This is a genomic window from Mesorhizobium sp. M1D.F.Ca.ET.043.01.1.1, assembly GCF_003952385.1.
GTDB lineage: Bacteria > Pseudomonadota > Alphaproteobacteria > Rhizobiales > Rhizobiaceae > Mesorhizobium.
Genome location: NZ_CP034444.1, coordinates 1,492,799 through 1,507,965 on the forward strand (window position 1 = coordinate 1,492,799; position 15,167 = coordinate 1,507,965).

General features: G+C 64.4%; 16 protein-coding genes. 8 read left to right on the forward strand and 8 right to left on the reverse strand.

What is annotated here, in order from left to right:
- The first annotated feature begins 49 nt into the window (after positions 1 to 49).
- Both EJ067_RS07520 and EJ067_RS07525 read left to right on the forward strand, forming a co-directional pair.
- Complete coding sequence (locus EJ067_RS07520) at positions 50 to 1,594, forward strand: 4-hydroxyphenylacetate 3-hydroxylase N-terminal domain-containing protein (RefSeq protein WP_126089527.1); 1,545 nt, start codon at positions 50 to 52, stop codon at positions 1,592 to 1,594.
- Positions 1,595 to 1,618: 24 nt separating this feature from the next.
- Entirely contained in the window at positions 1,619 to 2,128 is a 510-nt protein-coding gene (locus EJ067_RS07525) for a flavin reductase (RefSeq protein WP_126085393.1), read from the forward strand.
- Positions 2,129 to 2,290: 162 nt separating this feature from the next.
- Here EJ067_RS07525 and hpaR read toward each other — a convergent pair whose 3' ends face one another.
- The gene (gene hpaR, locus EJ067_RS07535) at positions 2,291 to 2,695 is read right to left on the reverse strand and encodes a homoprotocatechuate degradation operon regulator HpaR (RefSeq protein ID WP_245468195.1); all 405 of its coding nucleotides are present in this window, start codon (positions 2,693 to 2,695) and stop codon (positions 2,291 to 2,293) included.
- A gap of 221 nt (positions 2,696 to 2,916) precedes the next feature.
- Between hpaR and EJ067_RS07540 the strand changes: the two genes are divergently transcribed.
- From EJ067_RS07540 to hpaH, 5 genes are read left to right on the forward strand one after another with little or no spacing between them, the layout of a single operon-like run.
- A complete protein-coding gene (locus EJ067_RS07540; RefSeq protein ID WP_126085395.1) occupies positions 2,917 to 3,303 on the forward strand; it encodes a 5-carboxymethyl-2-hydroxymuconate Delta-isomerase in 387 nt (128 codons plus the stop codon).
- 20 nt (positions 3,304 to 3,323) lie between these two features.
- Positions 3,324 to 4,841 carry a 5-carboxymethyl-2-hydroxymuconate semialdehyde dehydrogenase gene (gene hpaE, locus EJ067_RS07545; protein ID WP_126085396.1) on the forward strand — a complete coding sequence of 506 codons (1,518 nt, stop codon included), beginning with the start codon at positions 3,324 to 3,326 and terminating at the stop codon, positions 4,839 to 4,841.
- A 14-nt stretch (positions 4,842 to 4,855) separates the two neighbouring features.
- A complete protein-coding gene (gene hpaD, locus EJ067_RS07550; RefSeq protein WP_126085397.1) occupies positions 4,856 to 5,836 on the forward strand; it encodes a 3,4-dihydroxyphenylacetate 2,3-dioxygenase in 981 nt (326 codons plus the stop codon).
- 17 nt (positions 5,837 to 5,853) lie between these two features.
- Complete coding sequence (locus EJ067_RS07555; protein WP_126085398.1) at positions 5,854 to 6,729, forward strand: fumarylacetoacetate hydrolase family protein; 876 nt, start codon at positions 5,854 to 5,856, stop codon at positions 6,727 to 6,729.
- Entirely contained in the window at positions 6,726 to 7,529 is an 804-nt protein-coding gene (gene hpaH, locus EJ067_RS07560; RefSeq protein WP_189510459.1) for a 2-oxo-hept-4-ene-1,7-dioate hydratase, read from the forward strand. The genes EJ067_RS07555 and hpaH overlap by 4 nt, the downstream gene beginning before the upstream one ends.
- A gap of 264 nt (positions 7,530 to 7,793) precedes the next feature.
- On the opposite strand, the gene EJ067_RS07565 is transcribed toward hpaH, so the two are convergent.
- The 6 genes from EJ067_RS07565 to EJ067_RS35115 all read right to left on the reverse strand — a co-directional run bounded on the left by EJ067_RS07565 (position 7,794) and on the right by EJ067_RS35115 (position 13,799).
- A complete protein-coding gene (locus EJ067_RS07565) occupies positions 7,794 to 8,813 on the reverse strand; it encodes an isopenicillin N synthase family oxygenase (RefSeq protein ID WP_126085399.1) in 1,020 nt (339 codons plus the stop codon).
- Positions 8,814 to 8,967: 154 nt separating this feature from the next.
- Entirely contained in the window at positions 8,968 to 9,624 is a 657-nt protein-coding gene (locus EJ067_RS07570) for a methionine ABC transporter permease (RefSeq protein WP_126085400.1), read from the reverse strand.
- Positions 9,605 to 10,906, reverse strand: a complete 1,302-nt coding sequence (locus EJ067_RS35110; protein ID WP_126085401.1) for a MetQ/NlpA family ABC transporter substrate-binding protein — start codon at positions 10,904 to 10,906, stop codon at positions 9,605 to 9,607. Before EJ067_RS35110 ends, EJ067_RS07570 begins: the two co-directional genes overlap by 20 nt.
- A 207-nt stretch (positions 10,907 to 11,113) precedes the next feature.
- Positions 11,114 to 11,911: an amino acid racemase gene (locus tag EJ067_RS07580; RefSeq protein ID WP_126085402.1), complete on the reverse strand. Its 798-nt coding sequence runs from the start codon at positions 11,909 to 11,911 to the stop codon at positions 11,114 to 11,116.
- Positions 11,908 to 13,272: a cation:dicarboxylase symporter family transporter gene (locus EJ067_RS07585; protein WP_126085403.1), complete on the reverse strand. Its 1,365-nt coding sequence runs from the start codon at positions 13,270 to 13,272 to the stop codon at positions 11,908 to 11,910. The genes EJ067_RS07580 and EJ067_RS07585 overlap by 4 nt, the downstream gene beginning before the upstream one ends.
- Positions 13,273 to 13,274: 2 nt before the next feature.
- Positions 13,275 to 13,799, reverse strand: coding sequence for a transporter substrate-binding domain-containing protein (locus tag EJ067_RS35115; protein WP_245468196.1), 525 nt, complete (start codon positions 13,797 to 13,799; stop codon positions 13,275 to 13,277).
- Positions 13,800 to 13,816: 17 nt separating this feature from the next.
- Between EJ067_RS35115 and EJ067_RS35120 the strand changes: the two genes are divergently transcribed.
- The gene (locus tag EJ067_RS35120) at positions 13,817 to 14,200 is read left to right on the forward strand and encodes a hypothetical protein (RefSeq protein WP_245468197.1); all 384 of its coding nucleotides are present in this window, start codon (positions 13,817 to 13,819) and stop codon (positions 14,198 to 14,200) included.
- Positions 14,201 to 14,318: 118 nt separating this feature from the next.
- Here EJ067_RS35120 and EJ067_RS07595 read toward each other — a convergent pair whose 3' ends face one another.
- Positions 14,319 to 15,008, reverse strand: coding sequence for an SDR family NAD(P)-dependent oxidoreductase (locus tag EJ067_RS07595; RefSeq protein ID WP_126085404.1), 690 nt, complete (start codon positions 15,006 to 15,008; stop codon positions 14,319 to 14,321).
- Positions 15,009 to 15,167: the final 159 nt, after the last annotated feature.

Genomic DNA, 15,167 nt, shown 5'->3' on the forward strand with positions numbered 1-15,167 from the left:
ACCTTTGTCACGAGCCGCGCTATCGTTAACGCGTTAAGGGAGGATCATGATGCGATCGGAAGATTTCCGGACCGACAGCAAACGGCCGTTCACGGGCGCCGAATATCTGGCAAGCCTGCGCGACGGGCGCGAGGTCTATATCAACGGCGAGCGGGTAGCCGACGTCACCAGCCATCCGGCGATGCGCAATTCGGTTCGCTCGCTGGCGCGCCTCTACGACGCGCTGCACGATCCGGCCCAGCAAGCGATGCTCACCTCTCCCACCGACACCGGCTCGGGCGGCTACACGCACAAATATTTCCGCGTCGCACATTCCCCCGCCGACCTTGCCGCGCAGCAGGGCGCGATCGCGCATTGGGCGCGCATGACCTATGGCTGGATGGGGCGCACCGCCGACTATAAAGCGGCACTGATGAACACGCTCGGCGCCAACGCCGAATGGTACGGGCCGTTCAAGGACAATGCGCGCGCCTGGCACAAACGCGCGCAGGAAGCCGTCCTGTTCATGAACCATGCCATCGTCAATCCGCCGATCGACCGCCACAAGCCGGCCGAGCAGGTGAAGGACGTGTTCGTGCACATCACCAAGGAGAACGACGCCGGCATCTGGGTGTCGGGCGCCAAGGTGGTGGCGACATCGTCGGCGCTCACCCATTACAATTTCCTGGCGCAGAGCTCGGCGACCGTCACCGAAGACCCGTCGCTGTCGGTGATGTTCATCGTGCCGATGAACGCGCCGGGGATAAAGATGTTCTGCCGGGTCTCCTACGAGCAGACGGCGAACAGCGTCGGCCATCCCTTCGACTATCCGCTGTCTTCGCGTTTCGACGAGAACGACGCGATCCTGGTGCTCGACAATGTGTTCGTCCCCTGGGAGGACGTACTGGTGCTGCGCGACGCCCAGAAGATCCTGTCCTTCCATCCGGCGTCGGGCTTCATGCATGGCTACTGCTTCCAGGGCTGCACGCGCTTTGCGGTGAAACTCGACTTCCTCGCCGGTCTGCTCGCCAAGGCGCTGCGCGCCACCGGCGGCGACGCCTTCCGCGGCAACCAGGCGGCGCTCGGCGAGGTGATTGCGCTGCGCCACATGTTCTGGAGCTTTTCCAACGCGATGGCGCACAACCCCATCCCGTGGGCGAACGGCGCGGTGCTGCCCAATCTCGAAGCGGCGCTCGCCTACCGCACCTTCATGTCGGAGGCCTATCCGCGCGTCATCGATACGGTGCGCCGGGTGATCGCTTCGGGACTGATCTACCTCCCCTCCTCGGCGCGCGACTTCGACAATCCGGAGATCGACCGCTACCTCGCGCAATATGTGCGCGGTTCGAACGACATGGGCCATGTCGAGCGCATCAAGATCATGAAGCTGTTGTGGGACGCGACCGGCACCGAATTCGGCGGCCGCCATGCGCTCTACGAGCTCAACTATGCCGGCGCGCCGGAAGAAGTGCGGCTGCAGGTGCTGAAGGGCGCCGAGCGCGGCGGCCGGCTGAAGCAGATGGAGGAGCTCGTCGACCAGTGCATGGCCGACTACGACGAAAAGGGCTGGACAGGCGATACTTGGCTGCCGCCGCTTGCGGCCCAGCCCAACTGACGGAGGCTTGCGATGGAAGCGGCCATGACAGCACAAGTCGCGAGGCTGGAATTCCGCGAGGCCATGGCGCGGGTCTGCGCGCCGGTCAACATCGTCACCACGGACGGCCCGGCGGGGCGAGGCGGCTTCACCGCGACCGCCATGTGCAGCGTCTCCGACGATCCGCCGACGCTGCTCGTGTGCATGAACGACCGCTCGGCGCAGACGGGCCTGTTCCTCGCCAACCAGCGCTTCTGCGTCAACGTGCTCACGCAGTCGCACATGCATCTGGCGGCAAAATTCGCCGGCGCGATCCGCGACATGGCCGAGCGCTACAACGCCGCGCGCTGGCAGACCATGCCGTCCGGCATGCCGGCGCTGCTCGACGCCATCGTCAGCTTCGATTGCGAGATCGGCGCGGTGAACAAGGTCGGCACGCACAATGTGATGTTCGGCCGCGTCGTCGACATCCGCCACGGCAGCGAGGAGGCGGCGCTGCTCTATGTCGGCCGCAACTACATGCAGCCGAGCGCGCTGGGGAGTTTTGGGGGGTAGGCGCCTGTACCTTCCCCCCTTGTGGGAGAAGGTGTCGCCGAAGGCGACGGATGAGGGGTGCTCCAGCGGAGTGATACGCTGGCGTTCCCTGGAACACCCCTCATCCGTCTCGGCGCTGCGCGCCGATCCACCTTCTCCCACAAGGGGAGAAGGGGACAGCGCTTACTCCTCCGCCGACTCCGACTGGATCAGGCTCTCCAGCATGTCGAGCAGGCGCTCGTGCTCCTCGGCGCCGTAGCGCTTTTCGATCGCTTCGTAGATGGCGACGCGCTCCGGCGAAAGCTCCTCGATCAGCGCCAGGCCGGCCGGGCTGATGGCGAGCAGCGCGCGGCGGCCGTCGTCCTTGACCTTGTTGCGGGTGATGAAGCCCCGCTCCTCCATCGCCTTGATGATGCGGGTGAGGCTTGGCGGCAGGATCGAGGCGCGATTGGCGAGCTCGGTCGCTTCCAGCGGACCGGTTTCGGCAAGGACGCGAAGCACGCGCCATTGCTGCTCAGTGATATCGTGACGGGCAAGCATCGGCCGGAAATGCGCCATGATCACTTCGCGGGCGCGAAGCAGAGCCATGGGCAAGGAGCGGCGGGTGCTGGGCGGTAGCAAAATCAGGTCTCCGGAAATTCAGTCCGATACGACTCGCGACAAATATTGAGGCTTGGATCGAAGCTATATCCGCGATTTTGCCGGGAGCGGCAATCCCACTGCAAGCGGCTGCGGCGATACAGCGAACGACGCTTGACATTCGGTCGTCAAGATGTAATTCACATGTTAACTACAGGTGGGAGGGAACCTTGCCCCACATGGCGATCGAATATTCGGCGAATCTCGACGCGAAGGTCGACATGGGCAAACTCTGCGCGCTGGTCTCACGCACCATCCTCGATACCGGCCTGTTCGAGCCGGGCGCGGTGCGCGTGCGCGCCTTCCGCGCCGAGGCCTACGCGATTGGCGACGGGCTGCCTGAGAACGGCTTCATCGACATGAATTTCCGCATCGGCAAAGGCCGCAGCGCCGAGGAGAAGATGCGCGCCGGCGAGGCGATCTTCGCGGCGGTCACGGATCATCTCGCACCGCTGTTTGCCACACCGCATTTCGCGCTGTCGCTGGAGATCCGCGAGATCGATGCCGAGCTCAGCTGGAAGAAGAACGCCATCCATCCGCGTCTGCGCGGCAAGTGATCTAGAACGGGAAAGAAATCATGGCGGCTTTGGACGACAATCTGAGGAAGGCCGAAGCCTATCTCGAACGCTTCCGAAAAGATGGCGTGCTCAACCAGATCGGCGGCGAGGCCGTGCCCGCCGCCGACGGTTCGGCATACGAGACCATCTCGCCGATCGATCTGAAGCCGATCGCGACGGTGGCGCGCGGCAAGGCGGCCGATATCGACCGCGCCGCCAAGGCGGCGAAGGCCGCCTTCAAGGATTGGGCGGCGATCTCCGGCGATGCGCGCAAGAAGGTGCTGCACAAAATCGCCGACGCCATCGTCGCGCGGGCCGAGGAGATCGCCTTCGTCGAGTGCATGGACACCGGCCAGTCGCTGAAGTTCATGGCCAAGGCGGCGCTGCGCGGCGCCGAGAATTTCCGCTTCTACGCCGACCGCGCGCCGGAAGCGCGCGACGGCCGCTCGCTCAGGGCCCCGAACCAAGTCAACATGACGACACGCGTGCCGATTGGCCCGGTCGGCGTGATCACGCCGTGGAACACGCCGTTCATGCTGTCGACCTGGAAGATCGCGCCGGCTCTAGCCGCCGGCTGCACGATCGTTCACAAGCCGGCGGAGTTGTCGCCGCTGAGCGCGCGACTACTGGTCGAGATCGCCGAGGAAGCGGGGCTGCCTAAGGGCGTGTGGAATCTCGTCAACGGTTTCGGCGAGGACGCCGGCCGCGCGCTGACCGAGCATCCCGACATCAAGGCCATTGGCTTCGTCGGCGAAAGTCGCACCGGCTCGATGATCATGCGCCAAGGCGCTGAAACGCTGAAGCGCGTGCATTTCGAGCTCGGCGGCAAGAACCCGGTCATCGTCTTCGCCGACGCCGACCTCGAGCGCGCCGCGGACGCCGCCGTTTTCATGATCTATTCGCTGAATGGCGAGCGCTGCACCTCGTCTTCACGCTTGCTGGTCGAGGCCTCCGTCCATGACAAGTTCACCGACCTTGTGGCGGGGAAGGCCAGGCGCATCAAGATCGGCCATCCGCTCGATCCCGAAACCGTGGTCGGGCCGCTGATTCATCCGGTGCATGAGGACAAGGTGCTCTCCTATATCGAGATCGGCAAATCGGAAGGCGCGGTGGTTGTTGCCGGCGGCGGCAAGTTCGCGGGTCCGGGCGGCGGCTGTTATGTCAGCCCGACACTGTTCGTCGGCGCCACCAACAAGATGCGCATCGCCCAGGAGGAGATTTTCGGGCCGGTGCTGACCGCGATCCCGTTCAAGGACGAGGCCGAGGCGCTGGCCTTGGCCAACGACACGCAATACGGCCTCACCGGCTATCTGTGGACCTCGGACGTCACCCGCGCCCTGCGCTTCACCGATGCGCTCGACGCCGGCATGATCTGGGTGAACTCAGAGAACGTGCGGCATTTGCCGACGCCGTTCGGCGGCGTCAAGAACTCAGGCATCGGCCGCGATGGCGGCGACTGGTCGTTCGACTTCTACATGGAAACCAAGAACATCGCGTTCGCCACGGCGCCGCATTCGATCCAGAAGCTCGGCGGCTGACCGGAGATACATAAATGGCCCTACCCCAACCCAACCTCTACCCCGCCTTCAACATCGTACGGCTTTCCCATGTCGAGCTTGCCGTCACCGATCTTGTCAAGTCCCGCGCCTTCTATGTCGACACGCTCGGCCTGCAGGTGACCGATGAGACGAGCGGAGCCATCTACCTGCGCGCCATGGAGGAGCGCGGCCATCACTGCATCGTGCTGCGCAAGGCAACGACGCCGGAAGCGCGCGACCTCGGCTTCAAGGTTTTTTCCGACGAGGATCTCGACAAGGCTGAGCATTTTTTCAAGGCCAAGGACCTGCCGGTGGAATGGGTCGAGCGGCCCTACCAGTCGCGCACCTTCCGCACCCGCGATCCGCACGGCATTCCGCTTGAGTTCTATTCCAGGATGGAGCGGCTGCCGCCGATCCACCAGAAATACGCCCTCTACAAAGGCGTGAAGCCGCTGCGCATCGACCACTTCAACTGCTTCTCGCCGAATGTCGATGAATCGGTGGCCTTCTACAACGAGCTCGGCTTCCGCGTGACCGAGTACACCGAGGATGAGAACAGCGGGAAGCTGTGGGCGGCCTGGACGCACCGCAAGGGCGGCGTCCACGACATTGCCTTCACCAACGGCTTCGGCCCGCGGCTGCACCATGTCGCCTTCTGGGTACCGACGCCGCTCAATATCATCGACCTGCTCGACCTGATGGCGACCACCGGCTATGTCGGCAACATCGAGCGCGGCCCCGGACGGCACGGCATCTCCAATGCCTTCTTCCTCTACATCCGCGATCCCGACAACCACCGCATCGAGATCTATTGCTCGGACTACCAGACGGTCGATCCGGACCTGGAGCCGATCAAGTGGGACCTGAAGGACCCGCAGCGGCAGACGCTGTGGGGCGCGCCGGCGCCGCGAAGCTGGTTCGAGGAAGGCAGCCTGTTTGCCGGGGTGGAGCCGCGCAAGTCCGACTTGGCGGCCTCGCCGATCATCGCACCTTAAGACCGCGGAGCATCAGCATGAGCACCGGACGCCTCGCCACCTTCACCGTCGGCGGCAAGACGCGCTACGGCGCGATCACCGGAAAAGGCGTGGTCGACCTCTCGGCGCGACACGGCCAATGGCCGACGCTGCGCGAGGTGATCGAGGCCGGCGCCCTGCGACGCCTTGCCGAGGAAGCAGACGCCTTCGCTGCCGATTTCCGGGTCGAGGACATCGCCTACGAGATTCCCATCCCGTCCGCGGAAAAGATCATCTGCGTCGGCGTCAACTATCCGGATCGCAACGAGGAATACAAGGACGGGCAGGCCGCACCTTCGAATCCATCGCTGTTCATCCGCTTCCCGCGCTCCTTCGTCGGCCACGGCGCGCCGCTGGTGCGGCCGCCGGAATCGCCGCAGCTCGACTATGAAGGCGAGATCGTCATCGTCATCGGCAAGGGCGGGCGGCGGATCGCCGAGGCCGATGCGCTCGATCATATCGCGGCGCTCTCGCTATGCAACGAAGGCACGATCCGCGACTGGGTGCGCCACGCCAAGTTCAACGTCACGCAAGGCAAGAATTTCGACCGTTCCGGCTCGATCGGGCCCTGGCTGGTGCCGTTCACCGACGAGGCACAGATCGCCGACATCTCGCTCATCACGCGCGTCAATGGCGAGCTGCGCCAGCAGGACCGCACCGGCCGCATGATCTTTTCCTTCGCCAAGATCATCAACTACATCTCGACCTTCACCACGCTGGTGCCGGGCGACGTCATCGTCACCGGCACGCCGACCGGCGCCGGCGCGCGCTTCGAGCCGCCGATCTGGCTGAAGCCGGGCGACGTGATCGAGGTCGAGGCCGAAGGCATTGGCTTGCTGCGCAACGGCGTCGTCGACGAAGGGACCGGCCGATGATGACGGAAGAGCAAGTCGAGGACGCTGCCCGCAGGCTGTTCGAGGCCGAGCGCGACCGCAGCCAGATCAGGCTGCTCAGCCTCGACTTTCCGCAAGCGACGATGGACGACGCCTACCGGGTGCAGGCGACGCTGGTGAAGCGGAAGGCGGCATCGGGCCTCACCATCAAGGGCTGGAAGATCGGCCTGACCTCGAAGGCGATGCAGTCGGCGCTCAGCATCGACATTCCGGATTCCGGGATCCTGTTCGACGACATGTTCTTCGAGGACGGCGGCACGGTGCCGGCCGACCGCTTCATCCAGCCGCGCATCGAGGCCGAGATCGCCTTCGTCATGAAGGCGCCGCTCGCCGGGCCGGACGTGTCGATTGACGACGTGCTGGACGCCACCGATTACATTACGCCCGCCCTGGAGATCCTAGACACCCGCATCGAGCGGATGAACAAGGAGACCGGCAAGATCAGGACCTTTTTCGACACGATCTCGGATAATGCCGCCAATGCCGGCATTGTCGTCGGCGGCCGCGCGGCCGGACCGCGCGAGGCGGACCTGCGCTGGATCGGGGCGATCGTGTCGCGCAATAGCGAGGTGGAGGAGACAGGCTTAGGCGCCGGCGTGCTCGATCATCCGGCCAAGGGCATCGTCTGGCTCGCCAACCGGCTGCATCAATACGGCATGCAGATCGAGGCCGGACAGATCGTGCTTTCAGGCTCCTTCATCCGGCCGGTCGAATGCCGGCATGGCGACCGGATCGTCTCGGATTTCGGACCGTTTGGTGCGATCCGCATCGCCTTCGCCTGAGCGGCAATCCCGCTTTCGTTTGCACAATTCGTGGCGGCAAACGGCTGCGCAACGTCCCTGTCCCCGAAAGAAAAAGGCCGGGCGCGAAAGCGGCCCGGCCAAAAATGAAGGTCATAACCTTCAGAGGGGAACATCGCCCGGCGCAATGGGAGGAAAACACCGGACGACACCCGTTATTTGGGCCTTGGCCGGCCGGTTTGCGACGAACTGAATTCCAAAAACTGAGCGAAACGCGAAAAAATATCGCTCGGACAGCACAAAATTTCAGCCTGTGGCCGCTGCCTTTTCCAGGAGATCGGCGTAATGCCGACGCGCCACGTCGGGATGCGATCTCAGCCGGCTCTTCAGCACGTTGGTTCCGACGTTGCGGAACAGCGGATTGTCGGGATCGCTGGCCGGGCCCCGCGCCTCGGCCGCCAGTTCCTCCGGCAGGTCGAGCAGCGGAATCGTCGCATCGAGCCGGGCGCTGAAGAAGAAGGGAACCGAAATCCGCTCGATGCCGGCCGGCGGCGTGACGACGCGGTGCACGGTTGCCCTGAGATAGCCGTTCGAGGCCAGTTCCAGCAGCTCGCCTATATTGACCACCAGCGTTCGCGGAATCGGGTCCACATCCACCCAGCTGCCGTCATATTCGACCTGCAGCCCCTTGTTCTCGTCCTGCAGCAAAAGGGTGAGGAAGCCGCCATCCTTGTGCGCGCCGACGCCCTGGTCATCGCCGGTGGCATCGCGGCCGGGATAGCGCACGATCTTCATGCGGTGGTTGGACTCGCCGCGATAGATCGGATCGAAGGCGTCTTCCGGCTGGTCGAGCGACAGCGCGAAAGCCTTGAGCAGGCGGATCGCAACCTCGGTAGCCTTGCCCTGCCAGGCAAGCAGCGCCGGCTTCAGCTCGGGCAGCGCGGCCGGCCACTGGTTCGGGCCCTGCAGCCGCGTCCAGGCAGGCACGCCCGGCCCTTGCGAAATGGTCGCGCGCTCGACGCCGACGTCGAGCTGCTCGCGCCAGTCGGCCTTGCCCCTGGTGAGCTCCCCACCGGCGCGCGTATAGCCGCGGAACTGCGGCGACTTCACCATCTCGATGCCGAGCTTGTCGGCTTCCGGCAACGCGAAGAACCGCCGCGCGGCATCGAGCACGGCGTCGATGTCCGGCTGTGTTATGCCGTGGCCGCTGAGATAGAAGAAGCCGACATCGCGGGCGGCGGTGCGCAGATCAAACAGGAAAGTCCGCAGTTCCGACTCGCCCTGCTCAAGGCGATCGAGATCGAGCACCGGAATTATTCTGGCCATGGACAGGCTCCTCTCACGGCAACGATGACATGCGCGTCATTGCAGGTGAAGAAACGCGCCGACCAATCTCACTGCAAACGGAGCAAGCCGCCGCTCAATTCCGACCTTTTGCGGCAAATTGCGTTCATTGCGACCATCGCCTGCCGCGCGTCGTTCATGCGCGATGATCCAGCCGCGCGACCAGCCGGTCGCCGAACCACTGGATGCCGCAGACCAGCACGATCAGGACGACGACCACGGCGATCATGACGCTGGTCTCGAACCGCTGGTAGCCATAGCGGATGGCAAGATCGCCGAGACCGCCGGCGCCGATGGCGCCGGCCATGGCCGAGGCGCCGACCAGCGTCACCAGCGTCACCGTGAAGCCGGCGACGATGCCCGGCAGCGCTTCCGGCACCAGCACCTCGCGGATGATCGTCCAGCGGTTGCCGCCCATGGCGCGCGCCGCCTCGATCAGGCCGTGGTCCACCTCGCGCAGCGAGACTTCGGCGATGCGGGCATAGTAGGGCGTGGCCGCGATCGACAGCGGAACGATCGCCGCCCAGGTGCCGATCGAGGTGCCGACGATCAGCCGCGTCACCGGGATCAGCGCCACCAAAAGGATGATGAAGGGCACCGAGCGGAAGCCGTTGATCAAAGCGCCTAGGATACGGTTCACCCAGAGGCTTTCGGCAATGCCGCCGCGATCGGTGGCGACCAGCGCCAGTCCAAGCGGCAGGCCGAAGACCAGCGAGATGAGGCCGGAAGCGCCGGTCATCAGCACGGTCTCCCAGATCGAGCGGAGCAGGAGTTCAAACAGCACCGGCGACATGGCCAAGCACCTCCACCCGCGCGCCGCGGTCTTTCAGGAATGTCGTTGTTCGCGCGAGATGCGCATTGTCGGCTCCGGAAACGGCCAGGAACAGCGTGCCGACAGGCTGCCGCTGGACATGGTCGACGCCGCCATGCACGAGGCGGAACGGGCCGGGCACCGTCGCGGCGAGATCCGACAGCAATGCGCCGCGGGCGGCCTCGCCCGCCACATCGATCCTGAGGATCGTTTCGGTGCCCTCGCCCGCCGCGAGCCGGCTGGCGATCTCGGGCGGCAGTTGCGGCCGTATGCCGCCGAGCAGGCTTCTGGTGATCTCGGATTTTGGATCGGCGAAGACCTGCCAGACGGCGCGTTCCTCGACGATCCGCCCGGCATCAATCACCGCGACGCGGTCGGCGATCGAACGGATCACCTCCATTTCGTGGGTAATGAGCAGGATGGTGAGGCCGAGCCTGGAATTGATGACCTTGTCGAACTCGGCCTTCACCGTCTCGTTCTGGTAGGAGGCGACCAGCGTCTTCACCCAGGGCTCGTTCTCAGCTCCGGCCTTGACCGCGATGAAGTTGCGGTAGGGATTGTCGGCCACCGGCTCCTGCGCGATGCGGTTTTCCGGCGTCAGGCCGCTCTTCAGCGCCCAGTCGGTGTTGACGACGGCGGCGTCGAGATCGTCGACCGAGCGGCCGACAATGCCGGCATCGAGCTCCTTGATCTCGAGCTTCTTCGGGTTCTCGGCAATGTCGGCGGTGGTCGCCAGGATGCCGGTGCCGTCCTTCAGCTTGATCAGGCCTTCATGCTCCAGCACATGCAGCGCGCGGCCTTCGTTGGAGGGATCGTTGGGCAGGCCGATGACGGCGCCTTCCGGCAGGTCGGCGACCTTGGCGTGCTTCTTCGAATAGAGGCCGATCGGCCAGACGCCGGTATAGCCCACGGGCACGATGTGATAGCCTTGCGTCTTGATCTGGTTGTCGAGATAGGGCTTGTGCTGGAAGGCGTTGGCGTCGATCTCGTCGCGCTCCAGCGCTTCGTTGGGCTGGGTATAGTCGTTGAAGACGACGGTCTCGATCGTCAGCCCTTTCTTGGCCGCCTCGGCGACAACGACGCGCCAGACATCCTCGTCCTCGCCGCTGATGATGCCGACCTTGATCGCCTTCTTGTCCTCGGCGAAGGACGGCGAGGGCGCCGTGAGGCCGATGACGGCGAATGTCGCGGCAAGCGCGGCAAGTCCGGCGCGCCTGGTGATTGACGTGACGAGAGGTTTTGAAGCGTTGCTGAGGTCGGACATGATGCGTTCCTTGCGATCCTGAATTCATTTCGGCCTGGCGGAGCGCGAAGCCTTGATGTCAGCATCACCAATGCTGCCCGGCTGGGCAAAGAAGCGCTTTTCCTATCGAACGGAAGGTGGAAAATATTCTCTCAAAGATTTTATGACTTGGAGAACGCTGGCCGCCGTCGGGCAGACGTTCGGCGCGGCGAAAGGTCGAAGCGGCGCCTATGAAGCCCGTTGCGCCGCGGACCAGGGCAATCGATCGTGTTCCCGCAGCCGCGACATGGTCGGCAGTCCTCTGGCTTCCTGCGTGGCAAAGCCCAATCGCGTCAGACAAGCCCGCGCCAAGGCCGCATTGCTGTCGATGACGTTCAATTCGTCCGTGTCGTTGAGGCTGGCGGCCACCACCGAGAGTTCGGTGCAGCCGAGCAGGGCGGCATCGGCGCCGGCCAGTTGCGCGAGATGAAGCGCGCGCTCGGTCTCGGTCGCCGCATCGGCGATGGAGCCGGCCTTGACGAGGGCGATCGCGCTATCGACCCGCTCCTGAAACTCCGTGCTTTCGGGAATGCAGTGCTCGAATCCGGCCGCCGAAATCCGCTCCTGATAGAAGCCGGAGACCAGCGTGCCCCGGGTTGCGAGGTTCGCGACCCGGCCCCTGTCCAGGCTGCGGCTGATTTCCGCCACCGCCGCGTCGCCGATGTGGATGATCTCGGCGCGCGATTCCGCGGCCAGCTGGTCGAACCAATGATGGGCGGTGTTGCACGGCATCGCGATGCAGGCGACACCGAGCGCATTGAGGGTCGAGACCGCGGCCCGCAGCGGCGCCAGCGGCCCGTCATGGTTGCCTAGGATCGCCTCGGTCCGGTCCGGCAGCTGCGGCACGCTAAGGATGACGGCCGGCACATGTTCATTGTCGCGAAGCGCATCAGTCATCCGGGTGAGCTTGAAGTAGAAGTCGGCCGATGCAAGCGGCCCGAGACCGCCTACGATGCCGAGCTGGGGACGGATGCTGTGGTCTATCATCGGACCGGCTCGGCTTCGGGCACTTCCGAGAAGGTTTCGACGGGCTGCGCCGCCTCCCTGTGGCTGGGCGCGATCATCGCCGTGCTCGCCGCGACGGTGCTGACGCTCGCCAGCGTCATAAATGTATCCACCGCCGCATCGACCGCGACGAACAGGGCGAACGCCGCTTCGAAGGGAAGCTTCAGGTAGCCGCAAACGATGGACATCTGCGACAGGATGAGCAGGCTGCCCATGCCGCCGGTCGTGAGCGCCAGAAGCGCCGAGACGATGCCGACGAGCAGGAGGTCGGGCACGCCAAGCGGATGGCCGTAGAGCTGGGCGATGAACAGGGTGCCGGAAGTGTACAGAAGTGCCGGGCCCGTCCGCAGCAAGGCCGCTTGCAGCGGCACGAGCAGCTCGACGACCACGAGGCTGAACCTCAGCCGTTCGCTCAACAGGTTGATGACCCAGGGAAGCGAGGCGACCGTGGAGCGCGTGGTGATCGCCACCATGAGCAGCGGCTGAAGGGTCTTGATCGTGGTCCAGTAGCTGCGTCGCGACCGGACGGCGATAATCGCAAATGCGACGGCGAGGAATGTGAAGCAGGAAAGGCCCATCACCAGCAAGTAACCGCCCATCAGCGTGAGCGGCCTGGTTCCTGTCGAGGCGGTCTGGTCGGCGATCAGGATGAAGGTTGCGAAGGGCAATCCCCAGACGAACCAGTTGGTCAGCACTGTGCAGGCCCGGTAGACCGCATTGAGCGCCTGCGACAGGCTCATCGACGAGGGCTGGGGGACCTTGCCCATCGCCAGCCCGAACAGCAGGCAGAACAGAAGCACCTGGATGGTCTGGCCCGAGGCCAGCGCGTTGAAGACGTTGTTCGGCACCAGGTCGAGCAGGATCGAATGCTCGCCGGTAGCGCCTCCATTGGACGGCGGCGGCTGGAACGGGAATGCGAGATCGGTGGATACGCTGCCTTGCGAATTGATGAATTCGCCGAGCTCGATGCGCGACTGCGGGTTCTCGATCTGGCCCGGCTGCAAGACCAGCGAATATGTGCCGCTCACCAGCACGGCCAGAAACGACACGACCAGCACCGCGACGCCCACCTTGCCGAGGTAACGGACCGATTTAGGGTCCTGCACCATCGCCGTGATGGAGAAGATGACCGACGACACCAGATAGGGCAGGACGACCATCTTGAGGAAATTCAAATAGACCTGCGCGACAGGGCTGATCGCGTGCGCAAACCCTGGATGGTAGAGACCGCACAGGATGCCTGCCGCGATCATCGCCAGTGTCGTGGCAGGCGAGCGCAATATGCGTTTCGCCGCCAGGCGCCAATCGAAAGGCAAGGGTGCGGCTAGTTCGGAGACGGCCATCGTCAGGCTTTGCTCCCCAGGCGATAGCGCGCGATGATCTCGTCGGTGTTGAGAACCTGCTGGCCGCGGGCGAGATCGAGATAAAGGTCGACGAAGGCCGCGAGATGCGGATTGTCCGGCCGGACACCGACCGCGATGGTGTCGACCTTGTCCGTCAGCGTGATCGAGCGCGCCACGACCGTCATCGACGGATCGTCGACCATCAGCTTCTTGATCTCGAAATCGTCGCGGTAAGCCATGTCGATCGTGCCGTTCCGGATCGCGTCGACAACCGTGTTCCAGCCTGCGAAGCGACGGATCTGCGCGCGCGGGAAGGTCGTGGCCGCGTAGGTGGCGAATGAAGAGCCCTCGATCACGCCGAGATCGCCGGAGAAATCGCGGATGATCTGCTCGGGCGGCTTGCCTTGCGTAATGCGCGCCAGGTTGAGGCGGTTGGCGAGCAGCCCCTGATGCAGCATGGCATAGGGCCTGGAATAGAGGATCGAGCGGCCCCGCTGTAGGGTGCGGCTGAGCTTGCCGATCGCCATGTCCGGCCGGACATCAGTTGCTGCACAATGCCGTCGAACGTTACGGCGGATCGGTCGAACACCGGCTCGACGCCAAGCTCCGCGGCTATACCGCGGGCCAGTTCCATGTCTATGCCCTTGTCCCCCGCCCCATCGGCCGGGAAGAACGGATCGGACGCGAAGGCCGGCATGGCGATGCGCAGTCTGTTGTCGCTCACGACTGGCTGTGGGGTGTTTTCCGCCTGCTGTGCCGGCTGGGTCGCCGCCTGGGCTTGCGCGATCAGCAACCCGCCGCTTCCGGCCGTAAGCAGCGTGCGACGTGTAAGCGACATGCGCATTCTCAATTCGAGCAGGAAAGCCGGACAAACAGATCTGAACAACTCGCAGTATGCACGGCGAGGTTAAACAAGTGTGTCTTTTAAACCTTTAAATATTACTAGTCATAGTATGACGTTACCTTGTTAAACATTCAATCTGTCTAATATATCGAGAGCCGCGCAAGGAACGATTAACTATCCGCTGCGGAATCGGCGCGGATGGTCAGAACGTTTCGACCCATGGCCTGAGTTCGACTTCGAAGCTCCAGGCGCTGCGATGCTGGCGATGGACCGCGAGATAGGTCTCGGCGATCGCGTCGGGCGACAGGCGGCGATCCGGCCGGTCCGGCTCGGCCGCCTGTCCGGGCGGCTCGATCTGGCCGTCGATGATGAAATGCGCAACATGGATGTTCTTCGGGCTGAGCTCGCGCGCCATCGATTGCGCCAGTCCACGCAGCCCGAATTTCGGCATGGCGAAACCGGCCGACCCTGAGAAGCCCTTGAGGCTTGCGGTGGCGCCGGTGAACAGGATCGAGCCGGAGCCGCGCGCAACAAGCCGGCGCGCAGCCTGCTGGCCGACAAGGAAGCCGCCATAAGCGGCGACGAGCAGGGCCTGCTTGACCGCCTCGGGATCGAGCTCGGCGATCGGGCCGCGCGTGCGGCCGCTGGCGTTGAAGACGGCAATTTCGAGCGGGCCCGCCTTGTCGGCCACCTCGAACAGCCGTGCGACGGAAGCGGCATCCGAGACGTCCGTCTCAACCGCCCGCGCGCCGGTCTCCTGAACCAGCGCGGCGAGCTTGTCGACGTTGCGGGCGGCAAGGACGACGCGAAAACCCTCCTTGCCGAGGAGCCGCGCCAGCGAGCCGCTGAGGCCCTGCCCTGCACCTGCAATCACTGCGACATTGGCCGCCATCTCATTCCTCCTTGCGATGTCCTTCGATGTTCGGCCGACGCCGACGTGTCGCACAAGCTTGCGCCTTCGGCCGCAAGAGGCAAGAACGGTATTGCTCCATTTTCGCAGCCTGACGCAAAAAGCCGTGAAGGGATGCGAGACTTCGCTGACTACGCGAAG

Bases quoted from the DNA above. Each gene is read 5' to 3' on its own strand.
- hpaR (WP_245468195.1), bottom strand. From the start codon at position 2,695: ATGGCTCTGCTTCGCGCCCGCGAAGTGATCATGGCGCATTTCCGGCCG.
- EJ067_RS07520 (WP_126089527.1), top strand. From the start codon at position 50: ATGCGATCGGAAGATTTCCGGACCGACAGCAAACGGCCGTTCACGGGC.
- EJ067_RS07565 (WP_126085399.1), bottom strand. From the start codon at position 8,813: ATGGCCAGAATAATTCCGGTGCTCGATCTCGATCGCCTTGAGCAGGGC.
- EJ067_RS07525 (WP_126085393.1), top strand. From the start codon at position 1,619: ATGACAGCACAAGTCGCGAGGCTGGAATTCCGCGAGGCCATGGCGCGG.
- EJ067_RS07555 (WP_126085398.1), top strand. From the start codon at position 5,854: ATGAGCACCGGACGCCTCGCCACCTTCACCGTCGGCGGCAAGACGCGC.
- EJ067_RS07570 (WP_126085400.1), bottom strand. From the start codon at position 9,624: ATGTCGCCGGTGCTGTTTGAACTCCTGCTCCGCTCGATCTGGGAGACC.
- EJ067_RS07580 (WP_126085402.1), bottom strand. From the start codon at position 11,911: ATGATAGACCACAGCATCCGTCCCCAGCTCGGCATCGTAGGCGGTCTC.
- hpaE (WP_126085396.1), top strand. From the start codon at position 3,324: ATGGCGGCTTTGGACGACAATCTGAGGAAGGCCGAAGCCTATCTCGAA.
- hpaH (WP_189510459.1), top strand. From the start codon at position 6,726: ATGATGACGGAAGAGCAAGTCGAGGACGCTGCCCGCAGGCTGTTCGAG.
- EJ067_RS07585 (WP_126085403.1), bottom strand. From the start codon at position 13,272: ATGGCCGTCTCCGAACTAGCCGCACCCTTGCCTTTCGATTGGCGCCTG.
- EJ067_RS35115 (WP_245468196.1), bottom strand. From the start codon at position 13,799: ATGGCGATCGGCAAGCTCAGCCGCACCCTACAGCGGGGCCGCTCGATC.
- EJ067_RS07595 (WP_126085404.1), bottom strand. From the start codon at position 15,008: ATGGCGGCCAATGTCGCAGTGATTGCAGGTGCAGGGCAGGGCCTCAGC.
- EJ067_RS35110 (WP_126085401.1), bottom strand. From the start codon at position 10,906: ATGTCCGACCTCAGCAACGCTTCAAAACCTCTCGTCACGTCAATCACC.
- hpaD (WP_126085397.1), top strand. From the start codon at position 4,856: ATGGCCCTACCCCAACCCAACCTCTACCCCGCCTTCAACATCGTACGG.